The organism is Rhizobium azibense, assembly GCF_004342325.1.
GTDB lineage: Bacteria > Pseudomonadota > Alphaproteobacteria > Rhizobiales > Rhizobiaceae > Rhizobium > Rhizobium etli_B.
On the sequence record NZ_SMBJ01000024.1, the window covers coordinates 14542 to 33080 of the forward strand.

The following is an 18539-nucleotide window of genomic DNA, read 5'->3' on the forward strand; positions in this document are numbered from 1 at the left end:
ATGCGCACGCCGCGTTCGGACGGCGAGGCGATCTCGGATGCGGCGAGGATCCGCAGGGCAGCGCTGCTTTCCGCGGATATGCTGACGGCCGCCCGATGGGATGGGACCGCGCCGCTCCTTGCCGATGGGTCTACCCTGTCGCGGCGGCTGCACCGGCGGCTTTTCACGGAGATCGCAGAAGCCCATGGCGACCCCGCCACATTTGCCGACGGCGCCCGCCGCCTGATTTCCATGGACGCGGACGGACTCTCAAAGGCCGCGTTCCGGGCGGGCTTCGCCTATCATCTCGCAGCCTTCTGCCCCGCGGTCGATCGCCCGACCCTTGCGAGGCTCAGGGCCGCCTACGGCGAGGAAGCGGTCGCATTCGCCCTCGGCCACATCAATCTTTCCACGGCAACGCCGCCGCTTGATCTGTTGAGCGAGCAGGCAAGGCATGTCGTCGAGGCCGATGGCTGGTCGATGCTGACGCTTCTGGCAGACGAATATCGGATCTCTGCGGCATGGCGGTGGGCGGGCTGGCGCGACATGGCCGAAAACGGCTCGGCTTCCCTGTTGAAGAGCCCGGCGCTCGTTCTGGCGACGGCCGCCGTCGACGAGGTCGCCTCCACACAGGAAGGCGCCGGACGATGAGCTCGGGATTTGCACGCCACGACCGCATCATTCCGGCGGAAAACTTCGGCCAGATCAGGGAGGCGGCGCAAATTCTGGCGGCTGCCCGCCAGGACGCCGCCCAATCCCAGGCCACACTTGCAGCCGCCAGCGAGCAGGCCGCCCAAAACGGCTATCGCGACGGGTTCGAACAGGGCGTTCGTGATGCCGCCGCACGGCTTGCCGCCTCGCTCGGAAAAGCCGAACAGGAGATTGCCAATCTCGACAGCTGGGTCGAGGCGGTGGTTCTGAAATCGGTCGGATTGATCCTCGGATCGATGGAGGCCGACGAACGCACCAGGCGATTGGTCCGCCACGCCATATCCCAGACCGCAGAGGCCCAGGAGATCGCCCTCCATGTCGCCCCCGAGGATGCCGCCATGATCGCCCAGGCAATTGCGGATATCGATCATCGCATCACTATCGAAACGGATCCGCTGATGTCTGCCGGCGAGATCGTCCTGGAGACATCGGCGGGACGAAGCCAGATCGGCTTGAAAGACCAGCTCGCCACCGTGATCGAGGCCCTCGTCCATGGCTGACGCATTGCTTCGCATGGAGCGGACGCTCGAACAGACGGACGTGCGGCGGCAGAGCGGCCGCGTGACGAGTGTTTCGGGCCTGCTGGTGCGGGCGCTCATCCCCTCGGTTCGGATCGGCGAGCTCTGCGAACTGCATGAGCCGGGCAGGGGCCGCATCGGCCTCGCCGATGTCGTCGGTATCGACGGCGAGACGGCACTTCTCTCGCTTCACGGCGAAACCCGCGGCATCTCCCAGCGCACGGAAATCGTCCCGACCGGCCGGGAGCCGGCGATCTCTGTCGGCAACTTCCTGCTCGGCGCGGTCGTCGATGCGCACGGCAACGTCCTGCGTCCCTCCGCCAATCCGGCCGGCGATGACGCGCGTTTCCTGCAGCCGCTCTACGGCCAGCCGGTCAACCCCTTGTCGCGCCGTCCCATCCGCCAGCCGTTCACCTCGGGGATTGCCGCCCTGGACGGATTGCTGACCTGCGGGCAGGGCCAGCGCATCGGTATTTTCGGCGCGCCCGGCGCCGGCAAGTCGACGTTGGTGTCCCAGATCGTCGCCAACAACAAGGCCGATGTGATCGTCTGCGCGCTGGTGGGGGAACGCGGACGCGAGGTCGGCGAATTCGTTGCCGACAACATGCCGGAAGGCGTTGCCTCGAATGTGGCGCTGGTTCTGGCGACATCGGATCGCCCGGCGCTGGAGCGGTTCAAGGCGGTGATGACGGCAACGGCGATCGCCGAATATTTTCGCGAGCAGGGAAAACATGTGCTGCTCGTCATCGACAGCGTCACCCGCATGGCCCGCGCCTTGCGCGAAGTCGGGCTTGCTGCCGGCGAACCGCCGGTGCGGCGCGGCTTTCCGCCTTCCGTATTCGCCGTCTTGCCGCAGATCTTCGAGCGCGCCGGCAACAGCGCAAACGGCACGATGACGGCTTTCTATACGGTCCTCGTCGAAGGCGAAGAGCAGGACGATCCGATCGCCGAAGAAACCAGGTCGCTGCTGGACGGCCATATCGTGCTCTCTGACAAGATTGCCAGGGCGGGCAATTTTCCGGCGATCGATGTGCTGGCCAGCCGAAGCCGGACGATGAGCGCGGTGGTGAGCGAGAGCCATCGCCAGGCAGCCGACAGGCTGCGCGCCCTGCTGGCCCTCTATGACGAGGTGGAACTGCTGATCCGCGTCGGCGAATATCGCCAGGGGCGCGATGCCGCCGTCGACGAGGCCGTCGCCAAACACGGGCTCATCCAGCGCTTCCTGTTTGACGGCCAGGGCAAGCCGCAGCCGTTCGGCGCGATCGTCGAAGCGCTCGAGGAGCTTGTCCGATGAATATCGCCGCGCCCGCATGGCCCGACTCATCGATGGCCGGGAGCTTCTTTTCCCGTTCCGGCACGACGATGCGCGCCGCCTGGCAAATTCCGGTCCGGGAGCAGACGCTTTCCGTTCGCCCGCTGTCCCCCGATATCGCGGCCACGCGGATCGCCGATCCTGTCGGCATTCTCTGCCGCGTCGGCGAGCAGGATCAGATGCTGATTGCTTCGGCCGGAGCATTGCGGCTGCTGGCCGAAAGGCTGGAACCGCTGCTGCTCTGGGAAAAACTGTCACCGCATGAAAAGGCGGCGGTGGTGGAACATCAGTTCGCCGAGGCCTTCGAGGCAATCGAGAACAAGATCGGCATCGGCCTTTCGCTGCTGGAGATCGGCGCGCAGCCGGAGCCGGATTTTAGCGGCAATTTCGGCTTCGAAATCGGCTGGAGCGGCATGAGCCTGCCCTTGAGCGGCCGTTTCGATGAAACCTTCCTTGCCGGCCTCGTCGGCTGGGCAAGCCGCCTACCGCGCCGCACGCTCAATGCCCTGACGACGGCGGTCAACATCCGGCGCGGTTATGCCGTGCTGTCGGTCGGTCAGATCAAATCCCTGCGATTGGGGGACGGCATCGTCATCGATGGGGGGGCACCGGAGACCGTGGTCGCGATCACGGGTGAACGTTACCTTGCAACCTGCATGCGCTCGGACAAAGGCGCGGTCCTCACCGAGCCGCTCCTGTCGACGCCAACCGGACCAATGAGGCATTTCATGACGAATGACACCGTCGATCAGCAATTGCAGGGCGAGCCGCGTCCGTCGCCTGTCGACAGCATCCCGATCAAGCTGGTCTTCGATGCCGGACGGCTGGAGTTGCCGCTGCGCACACTCGAGACGATCGGCGAGGGCTATGTGTTCAACCTCGACAGGCCATTGTCGGACGCCGTCGATATCATCGCCCAGGGCCGCATTATCGGACGGGGCGAAATCATTTCCGTGGATGGGTTGAGCGCCGTTCGCGTCACGGCGCTGCACGACTGATGGAACAGAGCTTTCCTCTTGCCCAGAGCCTCGCGGCAATGGCGGCGATCTCGATGCTGCCGGTCATTGCCGTGATCGCAACCTCCTTCACCAAGATTTCAGTCGTCCTGCTGATCGTGCGCAATGCGATCGGCATCCAGCAGACGCCGCCGAATCTCCTGGTCTTTGCGATTGCCATCGTGCTCTCGGCCTTCGTGATGAACCCGGTGCTGCAAAACAGCTGGCAATTGCTGCTCGCCCATAGCGGCGATTTCGGCACGGTCAGTGGCATGGCGGACGGCATGATCAAAGTGGCAGCGCCGCTGAAGGATTTCATGCTGAAATTTTCCGACGCCGAGGTGCGCGACTTTTTCGTGCAGGCGTCGCAGAAGATCTGGGCAAACGCGCCGGCAACCCCCATTGCCTCCGACGATATCACCGTGCTGACGCCAAGCTTCCTCGTTTCGGAACTGACGCGGGCCTTTGAAATCGGATTTCTGATTTATCTGCCCTTCCTGATGATCGACTTCGCCGTCTCCGCCATTCTGGTGGCGCTCGGCATGCAGATGATGTCCCCGACCGTGGTGTCGACACCGCTGAAGCTGCTGCTGTTCGTCTCGATCGACGGCTGGCGGCGATTGCTGGAAGGTCTGGTGCTGTCCTATGCGCAGTGAGCATCGCGCCTTGACGAAAGCCCCGGTTCGAGCGCCTGCCGCGCCCACGCGAAAGGCCTGCCACCATGGGTGAAGACCAGGTCGCAGCTGAAATCGGCATGTCCGTCATGGCGACCTTCGCCTTGGCCGGCCCCATTCTGGGCCTGGCCGCGCTTCTCGGGCTGATCATCGCCATTTTCCAGGCTGCAACGCAAATCCAGGAACAGACCATCGCGCAGATCGTCAAGATTTTCGTGATCTCCATCACCCTGCTGCTGTTCGGCCGGGTGCTGGCAACGCCGCTGATCGAACATTCCGTTCATATCCTGAACGACTTCCCGACCATGGTTCAGTGAGGCGGGGCGGATGGGGCCGGATCATCTTCCGCTCGTCGGCATCGAGGTCGCGGCACCGGCCGCAGCCATGCTCGGCGCCGCCCGCGCGCTCGGGATCCTGCTGATCTTCCCGATCTTCTCGCTGTTCAGCATCGTCGGCATTCTGCGTTTCGGCCTGGCAATCGGCCTTTCGGCGCCCTCCGTCGCCTTCGCCTATTCGGTGCTGGCTATCGGAGATACGTCCTGGTTCGATCTGGCCGCCCTTTCGATGAAGGAACTTTGCTTCGGGGCGCTCATCGGCATGGGGCTCGGCATTCCCTTCTGGGCGGCCCAGGCGGCGGGTGATATGACCGATGTCTATCGCGGGGCCAATGCCGCCAATCTCTTCGACCAGATCAACGCGCTGGAAACCGCGCCGCTCGGCTCGCTGATGATGTCGATCGCCCTGGTGATTTTCGTCAGCGCCGGCGGCATCATCGATCTGGTCGCGATTTTCTACAAGTCGTTCGAGTTCTGGCCGCTCTTCAAGCTCATGCCCGCCATGCCCGACGATCCGCTCGACATGATCCTCGGTGTATTCGGCCGGCTGTTCAAAGCGGCCGGATTGCTTGCCGCCCCGTTCATGATCGTCACCTGCGCGCTCGAATTGTCGCTGGCCTTCGTTGGCCGCTCGTCGAAACAATTCCCGCTGAACGATAGCCTGCCGGCCATCAAGAACTTCGCGGTCGTGGTCATTCTCGTCATCTACACGGCCTTTATCTCCAGCTATTTCCACGATCTCTGGATCGACGGATTCAACGAGGTGAAAGCCATGCTGGAGGTGACCCATGGCCAAAAATGACGATACCGAGGAAAAAACCCTGCCGCCGAGCCGGGTGAAGCTCGATCGGCTCCGCCGCGAGGGCCAGGTTCCCCGCTCGAAGGAAATCCCGGTTGCGATCTCCGTCCTTGCCATCGCCGTCTACGTCACCTGGGGCTTGCCTGATATCCTCGAGGATTTCACCCGCAGTTTCGATGCCGGCCTTCAGTCCGCCGCGCGAGCCGACGTCTCCGACGCCGTCACTGTCGGCTTGAGCGAAACCGGCGTGGCGCTGCTCGATCTCATCTGGCTGCCGCTTGCCATGGGTCTTGCCGCGACCATCCTGGTGTCGATCCTCGACGGGCAGGGGTTTCCCGTATCGTTCAAACATATGAGCTTCGATTTCACCCGGCTCAATCCGTTCGAGGGCATCAAGAGGCTTTTTTCGCTCGCGAGCATCGCCGAGTTCGTCAAGGGGCTCGTCAAGTTTGTCCTGCTCGCAACCGCCGGCGGCGGTGCGATCCTCTATTTCCTCAACAGCATCTTCTGGTCGCCTCTTTGCGGAGAAGCATGCACGCTCTCCACGACAGCCCATCTCCTCGGCTCGATCCTCGTCATTGCCGCCGGCATCATGGTGGCGGCGGCGTTTTTCGATATCCGCATTTCGCGCGCGTTGTTCAGGCACGAACACCGCATGACCAAGACCGAGGCGCGGCGCGAATACAAGGATACCCAGGGCGACCCGAAGCTGAAATCGGCGCGCCGGCAAATCGGCGCGGAAATGCGCAGCAGCCCGCCGCGCAGGCAAGGATCAGGCCGGCAATGAAAAGCGGGAGCCTAAGCCGCCCGCTTGATCTTCGCTTTGCGGTTCCGGTGGTCGGGCGTCTCAGACGCCCGATTGGTTGTCACCTACACGCGTCCAGTTCTTCACATCGTCCAGCGTGATATCGGAGAGGAACGTCACGCTGGCAAGTGAGCTGTCGGTGCGGAAGACGTTGCTGCCGTGGGAGAACGCCCCGCCATCGATGGTGACGTCGGCGTCGATCTGCTTGCCGCCGTTGGTGCGCACGAGCGTGGTAAAGCCGTCAGCGACGAAATCCTTCAGATAGAACCTCGTGTCGGCATTGATCTGGAAGATCTTGTCGGTCGCGCCCTTGGCGGAGCCACCGATAATAGTGATGTCGCCGGCGCTTTTTACCGTCAGCGCATCCTCGCCGACATTCTGCCAATTGACGTTTTCGAGCGTCGCGCCGTCATAGACGTGGATTCCGTCGGCGCCATTCTCGCCGAGATCGACATTCTTGAGCGTCGCGCCGTTCTTGAGAATGAACAGCGGCGATTGGGTTTCGGACTGGCCGCCATCGCCGAGCTTGGACGAGGCCGTATAGGTCGCGCCCTTGCCGTCGAACACGCCGCCATCCACGACGATCGGCTCGTTGACGACGATGACGCTGCCCTCTTTCGAGAGGTCGGGTTTTTCCGTCGTGGTCTGCAAAGTCGTGGCCTGTTTCTCGTCGGATGGATCCACCTTCTTGGAGTCGGATTGCCAGTTGATGTGCTTGCGCAGCAGATCCTTGGGGTCGGAATCCATGCCGTTTTCCGACGTTTCCCGCGAATTCGGCACATAGGAGGTCAGTGTCGGCGGGTTGCCGGAGAAATCTTCGAAGGGCGAGACCTTGCGGGTTCGGATGGTGGTGAAATCCGTGTCGGCCCTATTGCTGCCGCCAAGGCAATCGGACTCAAGGTCGAAACGGGAGGTTCTGTCGAAGTCTATGGGCCTTTGTCCATCTACGCCACACATTGCATTCATCCCCAGTTGGTCTCGTCTACTTCACTTGCTCTATCAGCCCGGCCTTTGTTTGGAGCCGGCAGCGTTCCGGATTTGCCCGATCTCTCCGATGGTTTCGATCGTTATATCCCTGTCGATCTCCTCCGCCGCCAGCACCGGAATGCGGCAGTTGTGGTGGATCATCAGCGTCTGGGTGAGCAGGCGCCACTCGCCCGGCACGATGATGATGGGATCGTATCCCCGCTCGTTGGCGTCCTCGAGAGCCTGCCTGGCTTTCTCGGCCAGCAGGCGCAGCCTTTCGGCTATCTCGATCTTCTCGGTCGCTCCAGCGGCGTCATAGGAGCGGATGAAGTGGTCCCATTCGGCGGGAAGCACCAGCGCCGGCAGCAATCCGCGCCGGTCGAGAAGCCCGAAGGCGATCTGCTTGACCAGCGCGGCGCGCGCCATTTCGGCCAGGGCATCCGGCGCGTGATCGGTGCCGGCGTGCAGCATCACTTCCAGCAGTCCGCGCGGCTGGGAAAGCGTCACGCCGGAATCCAGCAGGCGTCTGACGACCGCGACCGTCAGCATCAGCGGCACCTGGGTGGCGACGTCGATCGCCAGTTTGCCGAGACGCGGTTCGAGGCTGCCCAGCCATTGTGCCGCGTCGTCGACGCTGAACAGGGCGCCGATATGGCGGCGGACGATGCGCACGATGCCGTCGGCAATCTGTTCGGCCGTCCGTTCGGGACCGCAGCTGACGAGACCGGCGGGCACGTTTTCGACCTGAAGGTGGATCAGATCCTCGGCCATGCGGGGATCGGCGTTGAACGTCGGCACCGTCACGGAGACGCCGACGGCGCGCGCCGCCATGCGGATCCGCCCGTCCAGCATTTCGCCGAGTCGCATCGCCTCAAGCCGCGCCAGCGTTTCCACCGCGACGGTGGCGATGACGGGATCGCCATATTTCGTCCTGTCGAGCGGATAGGAATTGGCGCTTTCCACGGCATTCGCCGATGCGGCCGCGGCTGGGCCGGCGCGCCGGCGATGCACCATGAAGGCAAGGCCCGCCAGACACAGGCCGATCGCGCCGAGCACGCCTGTGGGAAATCCCGGCACGAAGCCCGCGCAGATCGTCAGCGCCGCCGCAATCGCCAATGCACGGGGCTCCCGGAAGAGTTCGCGGCCGATATCGCTGCCGAGACTGCCGTTGCCGTCATCGGACACGCGGGTCACGACGATACCGGCCGAGACTGCCATCAGAATGGACGGAATCTGCGACACCAGACCGTCGCCGATCGACAGCAGCGTATAGAGATGGGCGGCCTCGGCGAAGCTCAGGCCCTTCTGGAAGATACCGATCGCCAGGCCGCCGATGAGATTGACGGCGACGATCACCAATCCTGCGACCGCATCGCCCTTGACGAAGCGCATGGCGCCGTCCATCGCGCCGAAGAACTGGCTCTCCTGTTCGAGACGCGACCGGCGCTTCTGCGCGGCTTCCGTGCTGATATGGCCGTTGCGCAGGTCGCTGTCGATGGCGAGCTGCTTGCCCGGCATGGCGTCGAGCGTGAAACGGGCGCCGACCTCGGCGATGCGCTCGGCGCCCTTCGTCACCACGATGAACTGCACCAGCGCCACGATCAGGAAAATGATCAGCCCGACGACGACATTTCCCGCAACGACGAAATCGCCGAAGGCCATGATGATCTCGCCGGCATCGGCGTCCGCCAGCACGAGCCGGGTCGAGGAAATCGTCAAGGCCAGGCGGAACAGCGTGCCGATCAGAATGACCGCGGGAAAGGTCGAGATTTCAAGCACGCTCTTCAGATAGGTCGTGGTGATCAGCACCACGAAAGCGAAGGAGAGATTGAAAGCGATCAGCACGTCCAGAACGATTGTCGGAAGCGGCAGCACCAGCATCGTCACGACGGAGGCGAAAAAAACCGCAAGCAGCATATCGGTGCGCTGCGCAAGCATGGCGAAGGCGGATGACCTTACCTTCATGATCCGGCTTCCGACGCCATCGCCTATTCTTGTTCGCTGCTGGAAATTTCGGCGAGCTTCGGCTCGGCATTGCCGGCAGAGGCGAAATTGACCGTATCGTCCTCACTGTCACGGGAAACGATCATCTGGTCTTTGCCGATCTCCTTGATGCGCCAGCCGCTCGAAACGACATCGCCTTCCTCGTAGCGGCGGCCGTCGGAGCCGATGATGAACCTGACGGGCGTATAGCCGGCGGCGGCAACGAAGCCGTCGAGACCGGAAGAGAGGGCGGTGAGATCGACGATGGAAACGGAACCGCGCCGGCTCATCGAGGCGATGATGCTGCGCAGCTTGGTCTTGTCGGGCAGGCCGAGAGGCCGCGATCCTTCGCCGATGCGAATTTCGTCGGCGGTGGCGACGATGCTCAGATCTTGGGGAAGCTGCGCCATACGAATGGCCTGGCGGATTTCGGCCGCGATCGCCGCCGCCGCCGGCGCCGGTTCGGGTGCGGCGGAAACCCTGACGAGCGGGGCTTCGTGAGCCGGCGCATCGCTGTTGTAAAGGCCGGCCAGCAAAAGCAACGCCGCCAGCCCGAGAAGGCCGGCAGCCGCAATCCGGCGCGGCGCGAACCGCACGCGCCCGGCGCCGAGACCTTCGAGCTCACAGATCGTGCCGTCGAAGGAGATGGTCTGTCTCTTCGTAAGGGTCATTGTCCGATCGCGCGGGATGGAACGACCGTCGATCACGACGTCATCCCGCAACGCGGTCAACGACACCGTGTCGGAGCCGCGGGAGCGCTGCAGACTGATGGCAAAGGCGGGTTCCGGTTTGGCGCCTAGGACGATCAGGTCACAATCGGCGCTGCCGCCGACCACCTGCCGCTCTGTCGTCAGCGGCAGATTGGAGCTGCGCCCGGCGCGCGTGATGCGCAAGACCGGTCCGCCGCTGCCTGACGCAGCGTTGCCGGCGTTACCTCTGAATGTCGGCGAAGAGGAATCTAGATCCATAACCATCTTGTTCCCGAACCGTCCGTCGAGCGGCTTTTATTGTCTTCGAAAGCGGGGAAGCGAGACGGGCGAACCCGTCTCGCCATTGTTTCAATCAGCCTGGGCCGATCTTCTTGATGGCGTTTGCGACGCCGTTGATCTTGGTGATTTCGGTTGCAACCTTCAGGCTCTGCTCGGTCGCTTCGTTCTGGGCCGACTTGAAGGCGGAAATCGCCGAGCCGATGCCCGCATCAAGTGTCGAAGTACTAGCCATGTCTTGAACTCCTTGCATGGTTTTGGCGGCCAGAGCCTTGCAGAATTCAAGATCGAATTCAATAGCTTATGTTAAAAAGTTATTAATTCGCGATATGTACAACAAATGCGCGAAATGGATATCCGTCCTGTTCCCAGAGGACCGATGATCTGCAACAGTAGATCGGATAATTATTAATAGACTGGATTCCGTACTCACTGCCTGCCTTCGTTCATTAGTTGTCGGGCGATATCCGGATCGTGAGGTAAACTCAGATGTTTGCGCGTTTTGTTTACATGGCCGCTATCGGACTGCTGGCCTCCTTTCCTCCATCGGCCGGCGCCAGCGAGCGGGAGGTGCGCCTGGATGTCGTCTCCCTGCCGCTTGGCGAAGTTGTCCAGACGCTGTCCTTCATGTCCGGCATCCCGGTCACGACAGTCGGGACGCTGAGCGGCAAGGTCGAGCACTGGTCCGTCCGGGAAAGCGGAGCCAAGGCCTTCGTCAAGCTTGGCGATGCCAGCAATCTCTTCGTCGCCTATGACGGCAGCCGCATCATCATCGCGCCGAAGCAGGAGGTCTCCACCGTCGTCCTCGATCGCGGCGGCCGCAGCTGGAAGACCGAGCAAAACGCCATTCGCGCGCTGTTCCCGCTGCTGCCGGACGATGCGCTGCGTGAAGATCCCGCCAGCGGATTGGTGCTGGTGCGCGGGCCCGCGGTCTTCACCAAGGCCGTCGAAGACGTGCTGAGCCGGCCGCAAGCCGACAGCATCAAGGTCATCAAGGGCGGCCAGTTGGAAGTCCTGACGACGAACAACGGTGCCTGAGCGGCTGATATGAAGGCGCTGAAGTCTCTCAGGCAGTTGCTGGAGATCCGCAGCCTGCGGGCGGATAATCTTTCCCGCAGCCTCTCTGAGGCGCGGGCGGACGCCGAAAACGCGCGGGAGCGGGAAACGGAAGCCTCCGAAGCGCTCGACATCGCGGCAAGCCTGGCCGCCGGCAATCCTGTCGTCGACGCATTGCGCAAGAGCGGCGCTATCTCCGCCGCCGAGCTTCAGGACGCGCTGATGCGACAATCCGTATTGCGCAGCCATGAAGCCGTTGCCGGCCTATCGCTTGCGCAGCGCAAAGCCGACCGGCTGGCTGCGCAAGAGCGGGCAGAACACGTCGCCGCCGATTTTTCGCGGGCACAGAAGGCGGTATTGCGCACCGAATTTTCGCTTGAAGCAGCGGAGAAAATCGACCGGTAGGGAGCTAAGAACCAGCAGATGAACCAACCGGCTTCTGTTCTTCCATCTCTTCCTCGACAATCGAGCTGACGAGGGCAACGACCCGGCTGCGCACACGCGGAGAAAGGAGCAAAACGTCGTCTATCAGACGCCGTCCCTCCGCCGTGGAAATGTAGGCAATCTTCTCATCGATCTCTGTTATGATTTGCTGGCCCTGAGTGGTTTCGGGATCTGGAAGACCTTCGAAAAACCTCGAAACAGGGATCTTGAGGCAATTGGCAAGCTCGTAGAGCATCGAAGCGCTGACGCGGTTCTTACCGCTTTCATATTTTTGTACCTGCTGCAAACTGACCCCGATGCCGGCGCCGAGATCCCCTAGGGATACATTCGACTGCATTCGGCGGATACGGATTTGCTGTCCGACATGCCGATCAACTGGATGCACCAACTCGCGCGCTACATTCGACTGTTCGGCTTGCGCAGGCCTCGAAGTCCGGACCTGTGCTGCTGCATAGCGCTTCATGGTGGACACCCCGATGGAGAGTTTCACGCGGTGCGCCCCCGCTGAAAACTCGCTAAACCCACTGATCGGGGAGTTGGAAACCGTACACGACGGTCCTGTGGCCTTTAGTTCCGAGGAACCTGGACATACGCCACAGGCTCCTCGACCGAAGGTCAAGGAGTGTGATGCCGTTACGGCCGGCATCAACCACGTGTAGGGGTTTCCACACCCCAGGGCAGCGCGTACTGCCCTATCGAAAAAGATAGCGGGAATCCGCCCGCTGCGCAACCGAATTCTTTACAAGATTCAATGGCTTCCCTTTACGCTCGGACACTTGCCTCAAAAGCGAGAGGTCACGCTTCGGGCGGTAAAGTGGTCAGAAAACCAAAGGAGGTGCGATCAGCGGAACGCCCATTGCGAGGATTGTCTGCCCACTCTCCCGGAAGAGATGACGATGACACCTGGGAGAGCGCGGACGTCGTGGCGATCGAGGAGACGGACGATACCGTCACCGTACTTCTCTGGCATCTGAAATACTCGCAGGCAGTAATGGGGCGCCGGGCGGACGATCTTTACCTCGTTTGCGGTCAAGCACAGAAGGGGGTGAAGGGGACATGGAGCTTGAAGAACCTCATCAACCACCTGACCGTGAGAGAAACATCACATCTTAAGGGCCGGGCCCGTTTCATTCGAGGCAGCCTGAATGACTTGGCCACGCTTCGAAAGGCTGCCCAACGCAAGTTCATCGAGTACCGGATCGGGATTGTACAGCCGGGTCTTAACGGTGAAAACATACCCGCAGAACATCTTGCGCTTCTGGGAGCGACTGCCACTTCATACTGTCTGTCACCGGGTGTCCCCTAATGACTGTCGCGAACCGCACCGATCCAGCTTAGCTGCCGGCCACCGTCTCCAGCGGCGCTACTTTCCATGACGGCAGGGCCGCCGCGAACTGTCACGGCCTTCTTGGGGCTTTCGATATCGAAATTGACGTTGTAGCGGTTCCACTCTGTAACAGCGGCAGAGCCGCCGACAAAATCAGGGGTAGGAATGCTCGATGTCCTGCCGATTGTTGCGGCGGGTGCATAGCTGCAGTGCAACATAGACGCTGGCTTCATGGCGCTGGCCCGAGTATTGCTATTTTCATCGAAGCGATGCTTCCTCCCGCAACGCTTCGAAGTTTAGACGGCCCACTCCTCCTCCCAAAGGGACGTCTGTGGGAACAGCGGCACTCCTCCTCCCAGGTCGCCGTTCGGTTCTTTTAGGAAAGCCTGCCGCACCTCCTCCCGCGGCAGGCTTTTCTATTTCGGGGCGATGGGCCGTCAGAGCCCGAGATCAAGTTGGGACTGGGGTCGTGCATTGCCGATCGGAGGTCGTCAGCGTTGAAAGCGTGACGCCGAGCAGCCGCACTGGCCGCTTGAATGGATAGACAGTCGCCAATCGACGGGGCATCGTTCGATGGTGTGCTCGAAGATCTTGGCTGGTTCGGCAAACGGTTCACGCCGGACATGCGCGCCGATGTGCTGCTGTTTCGAGCGGGAGACCGGCGGCTGGTTGCCGTGGATCCCAAATGGATCCCGCTTCGGCTAACGTTGCGTTTTTATAAGATCGACAGGACGCGTTTGGCAAGCAACCAAGTTTTCCTATCTCCAGCGCCGGCTGCGGGCGAGGGCCCGGTCGCGTCTTTGAAGGCCATGATGTTCGGCTGCGTCAAGAGCGCGGCCATGGTCTATGACGATCAACCCATCGTCGACCATTTCCGGCGGATCGACGCCGAGAGGATCATGGGCGCGAAATTTCGCTCTGCGCAAGTAAGGCACGAACCGTCGAGACGGCAGTTCCTAATGAGCTCATCGAAAGGTCATATCATGCTGAAATACAAGCTCTACGTACTCGTGGTAAAAGCCGACGGGAATCTCGCGATCCTCGCCGCGCTTGCCATGGTTCTTACCGCGATATGGCGCGGCGTTTTACCTATAGGAAGTTTCTACTAAAAGACTGGAGGTGCAGGATCATTCCTGCACCCTCCTCACATATCACCACGTTCGCAGTACGCGTGTCACCTATCTCTCACGCGCAACAGCGGAAACGACAAGGTCTGTCATTTGAGAGTTACCCGGAGCGCCCCACCAGTCGCAGAGGGACAGGTAGGAGAAGTCGCTCACACTGTCACCGTAGCCGATCACTGGGCGACCTGGATGCTCCGTCCGAAGCTTTTTGAGCAGAAATTGTGAGGCCACCCGTTTTGAGATCGCAGGCGGAACTAGCGCAAGGTTATTGCCGTTGTGGTGTCGAACCCAACCCCGTTTTTCTCGAATGATCGGCACAATCTCTTCAAGGCGTGAGCCGTCTCCGTCAATCTCTTTGAAGACAACATATGTCGCGAGATCAGCTTCCATCACCGACCAGCACCGGATGTGGACGCCAAGTTCCCTCGCCTTGGTCCTGCCCTCATCGAGGAGCTTATCGAAAAAGCCGGCAAGCGGCCGGAGCTCCCTTGCGACGACCTCATGCCATTCGGCGTCAGGCTTGCCGTCCTTTTTGAGGATGACGGCACCGTTCGATACGATTGAGTAGCTTTCAAACGCGATCGTAACGCGCGAAAGAGCCTCAGAGCCGCGCGCCGTAACCGGGATGGCCTCCGTGGAGACGAGCAGCCACTCGACAAAGGCAGCTTGAATCTTCGTCATATAGGAGTTGCTTCCATTAATGGATTTGGACGCCAATACCAGATCGGCTTCCGCAATCTCCGGTATCTTTTTCTTGGTTTGAAACAAGGTGTCGTCGAGGTCCACCAGAGCAATGGGCTTCATATGCGTACTCCAAAATGCGACTGGTTAAATATTTGATCGATTGCCAGATGTGAGCTTTCGCGGATTCTCCATTGGCAATGAATTTTACGATACGGAATTTGTCACATCTCAGTTTCCTTGACCTGCGCGCCGAGCTCGTAAGTAGACATACGTGGAGATTAGGAGACGTGCCGGATCAGCGTGACGGCGCGGTAGGGGGCGATCTTTCTAGGGGAGACGACATACGGGACGCCTTTGTTGTCGATCAGGTACATGAGGGCCGCGAGTTCTGGATCGGTTGGCGACGAGACGTACACCTTTTCCGGCACACGTCGCAGGATGGCCCTGGTCGCCTCCGCAATGCCCGGCTTTACTCGGTTGATGTTCGTTACGGCGTCCTCCCCCATCACCCAGGCGACGGCAGCGGCGGCGGCATCGCGATGCGCCCGGCGGGTCTCGATACTCCAGACGCTCGGGATTTCGGTTGCAATCACAGTGGAGACATCATTCCACATACCATCCACGAATGATCGGGAAATATCGTGTTCCGCGAGATTATCCCACTGGACGCAGGCGTGGAAGTCACCGGGACCGACGAGGGCAGCGTTGAGGATCGAGCGGCTGATAAGCCCGGATACGGTGCATCCTAGCATTCCGGAGGGAATAAGCCAGTCGTCGCCCGATGCGGCGAGCCATGCGCAGCCGCAGGGGTCGGCCAATACAACTAGCCGCGCAGGCCGGTCTGAGTAGTCCTTGAAGCTCTTTTCGAGTTGGTTCGCAATTGCTCCTTTGCCCGTCCAGCTATCTACGAAGACGATGCTCTCGACAGGACGCCTGGCAAGAATGTGGCGCATAGCCTCGTCGTCAACGCCCTTGTCGCGAATGATCGACAACCCGTAGTGTCCGACGTCCCGGCCGAGTAAGGCGATGGCCCTCTTGAGAAGGATGCCGAAGGGCACGCCGGCGCGGACCAAACTGACAAGGGTAATAGGACCCTCGACCGACTGCACGATCGCGAGGGCGAGGCGTGCCGTCTCGGCGCCCATGCGCGGGCCACCAGTGGCCATGGCCTTAGCAAACAGCTCCATGTATTCGCGGGTCGGGGCCATCTCGGCGGAAATCATTTCCGAGTAATGCCGCCGCCCGGATTGGATGGCCTCTTCCCTCGTGGCCGTGTCAGTAGGCTGAATATCCACTCTCTTGAGAAGGAGCGTCACGTCGTATTCGGCGTAGGAGCCTAGTGTGGCAGGGGAGGCGATGCTGTCATAGGTATCCCCCATGGGAGTGATGTCCTTAGATAACGCGACAGCAGTGTTGTGTCGCCGTGGACTGGCGGAAATGTCCGATCGAGTGAGCCGATTTCGAAGCGGCAGACCGCATGGCCTAAGGCGGCTTCATTCACCTTCTACGTCTGAAAGGACAATGGGATCGCCCAGTGCGGACATCAGGCTGGCACAGACATTTTCCGGGCCTGTCTCCGAGCAGAGTATAATTTTCGAGTACAGCGCTGGATCGACGTTGTAGAGGTAATGTGGAACTGTTCCGCCGTAGTTGTCGGAGAACGAAAGTACTGAACCGATCGCGTGGCCTTTCGACAGGGGAGAACGCGTCACGGATGAATAGAAAACCTCAGCGCCCTCCTTTTCCAAGCGCTCCGCAAGCAGGAAGGGCTGCCACACGTGTTCGCCCGTTCCGAGTACGAGGGTAATCCCGTCATCGGCAGCGTTTGCATTGAGACCCTGCAAGTGATCGACGACGCCGAGACGCGCCCAGTCTCGAGCGACGTCGGGACAGACCTCGGGCCGCTTAGGACGGTCACAGGAAGGGACCTGCGGAGTAGCTGCCGTGAAATCCCCACGCGGAGTCCAACTGTACCGTCCGGAAACGATAGTAGCCTCACTGACTGTTCCCGTGATCTCCGCGCGGGCAGCGCCTTCTGACCAGTCGGTAAGCGTAAGTAGGACTGTGTGCTTCAGCTTCAAACGAATTTTTGCGGGAAGGGCAGCGAAGATGTTGGCAAATGTCTTACCTGTCGAAGCCTCATCGTCAACGAGTACCAAGCCGGTCGCACCATGAACCAAGTCGCGGAGCCTTGCCTCGCATGGTTCGTGCAGGAGGTGCCGCGGGGCATGGCTATGCTCTTCCTCAAATTCGCACAGCAGCGGCAGTTTAAGATCATGGCGAGTGGAGCAGATATATATTGCATCGCCGCGACCAGTGAGTTCGCGGAACCGCCGATGGACACCCGCACCAAGGCCAATGCCCGCTTCGGCTATTCCGATGAACAAAACCGGACCAGGAATATCGGCAGGAATCTGACGTGCAAGGAGGTCGAATGCATTTCCCATGACCGAAGGGCGGATCGGCAGGAATCGACCAAGAACCTTGGAAACAAACAGAAACGAGCGGTTCGGGTTGATTCGCTGCCCGAAGCCGAACATCTCGATGGGGGGTACAAGGCTTCGATCCACGTGAACCGAGATAGTGCCGTCGGCGAGTTGCGCAGAGTATGTTGAAGGATTCACCATTGCCAGCTTTCGAAAGTACGGACGTTTACCGTGGAAAAAATCCGTGCCATATGTTTCCGTGACGCCGCACGCTCATTGGCGTCTCGTTGACGAGCAGGGTAGCACTTACCTCTCGAGGCTCAGAGTGCATCCGCGCCACGATATCGCAGGAGAATTCGCCGGCCCTTGGCGCGAAGGCCAGCACGGCGCGAGCGCCTCCCTGGTTTCAGCTTCGTTGGGGCTAAATCCCGATCTGAGGCCTTCCTGCCCCGTCGATGCGGCTCGTGACCCATCTCCGACAAAGCGACTGGGGCGATAGAAATAGAGTTTACGTCAGTTCATCCTCGCTCTCTGCGGTGAATCAGTAGCATGAAGTGAAGCAAGGGACGTGCCACTCGGACATGCAGCACGAATGCGAGCTGAATAGGCACCAGAACTCGAATATTGCATTCCAGGTCTCACGCGGCAGATGTCCAGATTGCCGGGAAATTTCGTATTGCATCCATAACGGCTTTGGGCGACGGATTGCGGGACCTGCCATGGCAAGCGCGTGCGGTCGCGAAACCTCAGATGGCGGCGAAGCGCTGCAGTTAAGAGAGATGCTGGAGCGTATATTCGCCTAAACGCTGCTGACGTGGCGGTTGGGCCTTTGAACGGTGGACGAGATCAGCCGGGAAAAAAGGCGTAGCTTCATTGAAATCGGCAGGGTGTACCCCGCCCACTACCGGGGATCAGAGCAGGCCAGCCTTGGCCCCAACCTGCGATGATAGCAGGTGCCTGGGGCACCTCCAGCACGTCGAGGGTTCTGCATCTTCGTGTCAGCCAATAGCCGACAGTTCGCACCACGTTTGTATTCGCTTTGTCTGCTTTACGACAGACTTAAGTCTTGATGCCTGCACTCAGCCGTCGTTGTTCAGTCCCGGCATTTTCATGGAGCGGATCGAGGGTGAAACGTTCAGGCTGCGAAGTCTATGTCTTGCAGACGAACTCGTAGTGTGAGGCCCTTGAGGGTCTTGAGCCTGCGTGACCTCCCACTGAACTTTCATCCAGCGGCGATTAGAGCCTCGGCGGTTTTGATACGCCAAGTGGCGCGGTGTGAGCAACCGGCAACGCGGATCGTGTCCCAGCACCTGGTGTAGCTGACGGTAGGGAGTAAAGCCGAGCGCCCGCGCGCTTCTCGTTGCGCTGTAGCGGGTGATCGGCTTTGCGGGCGGCCATCAGTGTTTTCCGCTAGG

The 18539-nt window shown here is 60.9% G+C and carries 20 protein-coding genes and 1 pseudogene; 12 read left to right on the forward strand and 9 right to left on the reverse strand.

All coding sequences use genetic code 11. From position 1 onward, the window contains the following. The 8 genes from EV130_RS31400 to EV130_RS31435 all read left to right on the forward strand — a co-directional run bounded on the left by EV130_RS31400 (position 1) and on the right by EV130_RS31435 (position 6110). Entirely contained in the window at positions 1-630 is a 630-nt protein-coding gene (locus EV130_RS31400; protein WP_004672585.1) for a hypothetical protein, read from the forward strand. Further along, a complete protein-coding gene (gene sctL, locus EV130_RS31405; protein WP_004672586.1) occupies positions 627-1190 on the forward strand; it encodes a type III secretion system stator protein SctL in 564 nt (187 codons plus the stop codon). The genes EV130_RS31400 and sctL overlap by 4 nt, the downstream gene beginning before the upstream one ends. Beyond that, positions 1183-2502, forward strand: coding sequence for a FliI/YscN family ATPase (locus EV130_RS31410; RefSeq protein ID WP_004672587.1), 1320 nt, complete (start codon positions 1183-1185; stop codon positions 2500-2502). Before sctL ends, EV130_RS31410 begins: the two co-directional genes overlap by 8 nt. After that, complete coding sequence (locus tag EV130_RS31415; protein ID WP_004672588.1) at positions 2499-3518, forward strand: FliM/FliN family flagellar motor switch protein; 1020 nt, start codon at positions 2499-2501, stop codon at positions 3516-3518. The genes EV130_RS31410 and EV130_RS31415 overlap by 4 nt, the downstream gene beginning before the upstream one ends. Then, a complete protein-coding gene (gene sctR, locus EV130_RS31420) occupies positions 3518-4171 on the forward strand; it encodes a type III secretion system export apparatus subunit SctR (RefSeq protein WP_008534263.1) in 654 nt (217 codons plus the stop codon). The genes EV130_RS31415 and sctR overlap by 1 nt, the downstream gene beginning before the upstream one ends. Positions 4172-4278: 107 nt before the next feature. Next, the gene (locus tag EV130_RS31425; protein ID WP_225881834.1) at positions 4279-4506 is read left to right on the forward strand and encodes a flagellar biosynthetic protein FliQ; all 228 of its coding nucleotides are present in this window, start codon (positions 4279-4281) and stop codon (positions 4504-4506) included. Positions 4507-4516: 10 nt separating this feature from the next. After that, entirely contained in the window at positions 4517-5326 is an 810-nt protein-coding gene (locus tag EV130_RS31430; RefSeq protein WP_004672591.1) for an EscT/YscT/HrcT family type III secretion system export apparatus protein, read from the forward strand. After that, on the forward strand, positions 5313-6110 hold the full coding sequence (locus EV130_RS31435) for an EscU/YscU/HrcU family type III secretion system export apparatus switch protein (protein ID WP_011053325.1): 798 nt from the start codon (positions 5313-5315) through the stop codon (positions 6108-6110). Before EV130_RS31430 ends, EV130_RS31435 begins: the two co-directional genes overlap by 14 nt. Before the next feature lie 60 nt (positions 6111-6170). Here EV130_RS31435 and EV130_RS31440 read toward each other — a convergent pair whose 3' ends face one another. The 4 genes from EV130_RS31440 to EV130_RS32815 all read right to left on the reverse strand — a co-directional run bounded on the left by EV130_RS31440 (position 6171) and on the right by EV130_RS32815 (position 10298). Continuing rightward, complete coding sequence (locus EV130_RS31440) at positions 6171-7085, reverse strand: pectate lyase (protein WP_004672592.1); 915 nt, start codon at positions 7083-7085, stop codon at positions 6171-6173. 42 nt (positions 7086-7127) lie between these two features. Continuing rightward, complete coding sequence (locus EV130_RS31445; protein ID WP_018247140.1) at positions 7128-9059, reverse strand: flagellar biosynthesis protein FlhA; 1932 nt, start codon at positions 9057-9059, stop codon at positions 7128-7130. A 23-nt stretch (positions 9060-9082) separates the two neighbouring features. Next, positions 9083-10045, reverse strand: coding sequence for a SctD/MshK family protein (locus EV130_RS31450; protein ID WP_018247141.1), 963 nt, complete (start codon positions 10043-10045; stop codon positions 9083-9085). A 94-nt stretch (positions 10046-10139) separates the two neighbouring features. Continuing rightward, a complete protein-coding gene (locus tag EV130_RS32815; RefSeq protein WP_004672595.1) occupies positions 10140-10298 on the reverse strand; it encodes a hypothetical protein in 159 nt (52 codons plus the stop codon). A gap of 254 nt (positions 10299-10552) precedes the next feature. Between EV130_RS32815 and EV130_RS31455 the strand changes: the two genes are divergently transcribed. Further along, positions 10553-11101: a hypothetical protein gene (locus EV130_RS31455; RefSeq protein WP_004672596.1), complete on the forward strand. Its 549-nt coding sequence runs from the start codon at positions 10553-10555 to the stop codon at positions 11099-11101. A 9-nt stretch (positions 11102-11110) separates the two neighbouring features. Then, the gene (locus EV130_RS31460) at positions 11111-11524 is read left to right on the forward strand and encodes a hypothetical protein (protein ID WP_004672597.1); all 414 of its coding nucleotides are present in this window, start codon (positions 11111-11113) and stop codon (positions 11522-11524) included. Between the two features lie 4 nt (positions 11525-11528). On the opposite strand, the gene EV130_RS31465 is transcribed toward EV130_RS31460, so the two are convergent. Next, a complete protein-coding gene (locus tag EV130_RS31465) occupies positions 11529-12026 on the reverse strand; it encodes a helix-turn-helix domain-containing protein (protein WP_018247142.1) in 498 nt (165 codons plus the stop codon). Positions 12027-12419: 393 nt separating this feature from the next. Here EV130_RS31465 and EV130_RS31470 point away from each other — a divergent pair, with 393 nt between their 5' ends. Next, complete coding sequence (locus tag EV130_RS31470; RefSeq protein WP_237358603.1) at positions 12420-12869, forward strand: hypothetical protein; 450 nt, start codon at positions 12420-12422, stop codon at positions 12867-12869. Here the strand turns inward: EV130_RS31470 and EV130_RS31475 are convergent. Then, entirely contained in the window at positions 12866-13123 is a 258-nt protein-coding gene (locus EV130_RS31475; protein WP_018447059.1) for a hypothetical protein, read from the reverse strand. The genes EV130_RS31470 and EV130_RS31475 overlap by 4 nt on opposite strands. 327 nt (positions 13124-13450) lie before the next feature. Between EV130_RS31475 and EV130_RS34115 the strand changes: the two are divergent. After that, positions 13451-13798, forward strand: a pseudogene (locus tag EV130_RS34115) (DUF4334 domain-containing protein); the annotation flags it as partial. 270 nt (positions 13799-14068) lie between these two features. Here EV130_RS34115 and EV130_RS31485 read toward each other — a convergent pair. The 3 genes from EV130_RS31485 to EV130_RS33760 all read right to left on the reverse strand — a co-directional run bounded on the left by EV130_RS31485 (position 14069) and on the right by EV130_RS33760 (position 17325). Next, positions 14069-14818, reverse strand: a complete 750-nt coding sequence (locus EV130_RS31485) for an HAD family hydrolase (RefSeq protein ID WP_004675991.1) — start codon at positions 14816-14818, stop codon at positions 14069-14071. A 158-nt stretch (positions 14819-14976) separates the two neighbouring features. Next, on the reverse strand, positions 14977-16077 hold the full coding sequence (locus tag EV130_RS31490) for a cysteine protease StiP domain-containing protein (RefSeq protein WP_004675992.1): 1101 nt from the start codon (positions 16075-16077) through the stop codon (positions 14977-14979). A 114-nt stretch (positions 16078-16191) separates the two neighbouring features. Beyond that, entirely contained in the window at positions 16192-17325 is a 1134-nt protein-coding gene (locus tag EV130_RS33760) for a phosphoribosyltransferase domain-containing protein (RefSeq protein ID WP_011053330.1), read from the reverse strand. Between the last annotated feature and the right edge of the window lie 1214 nt (positions 17326-18539).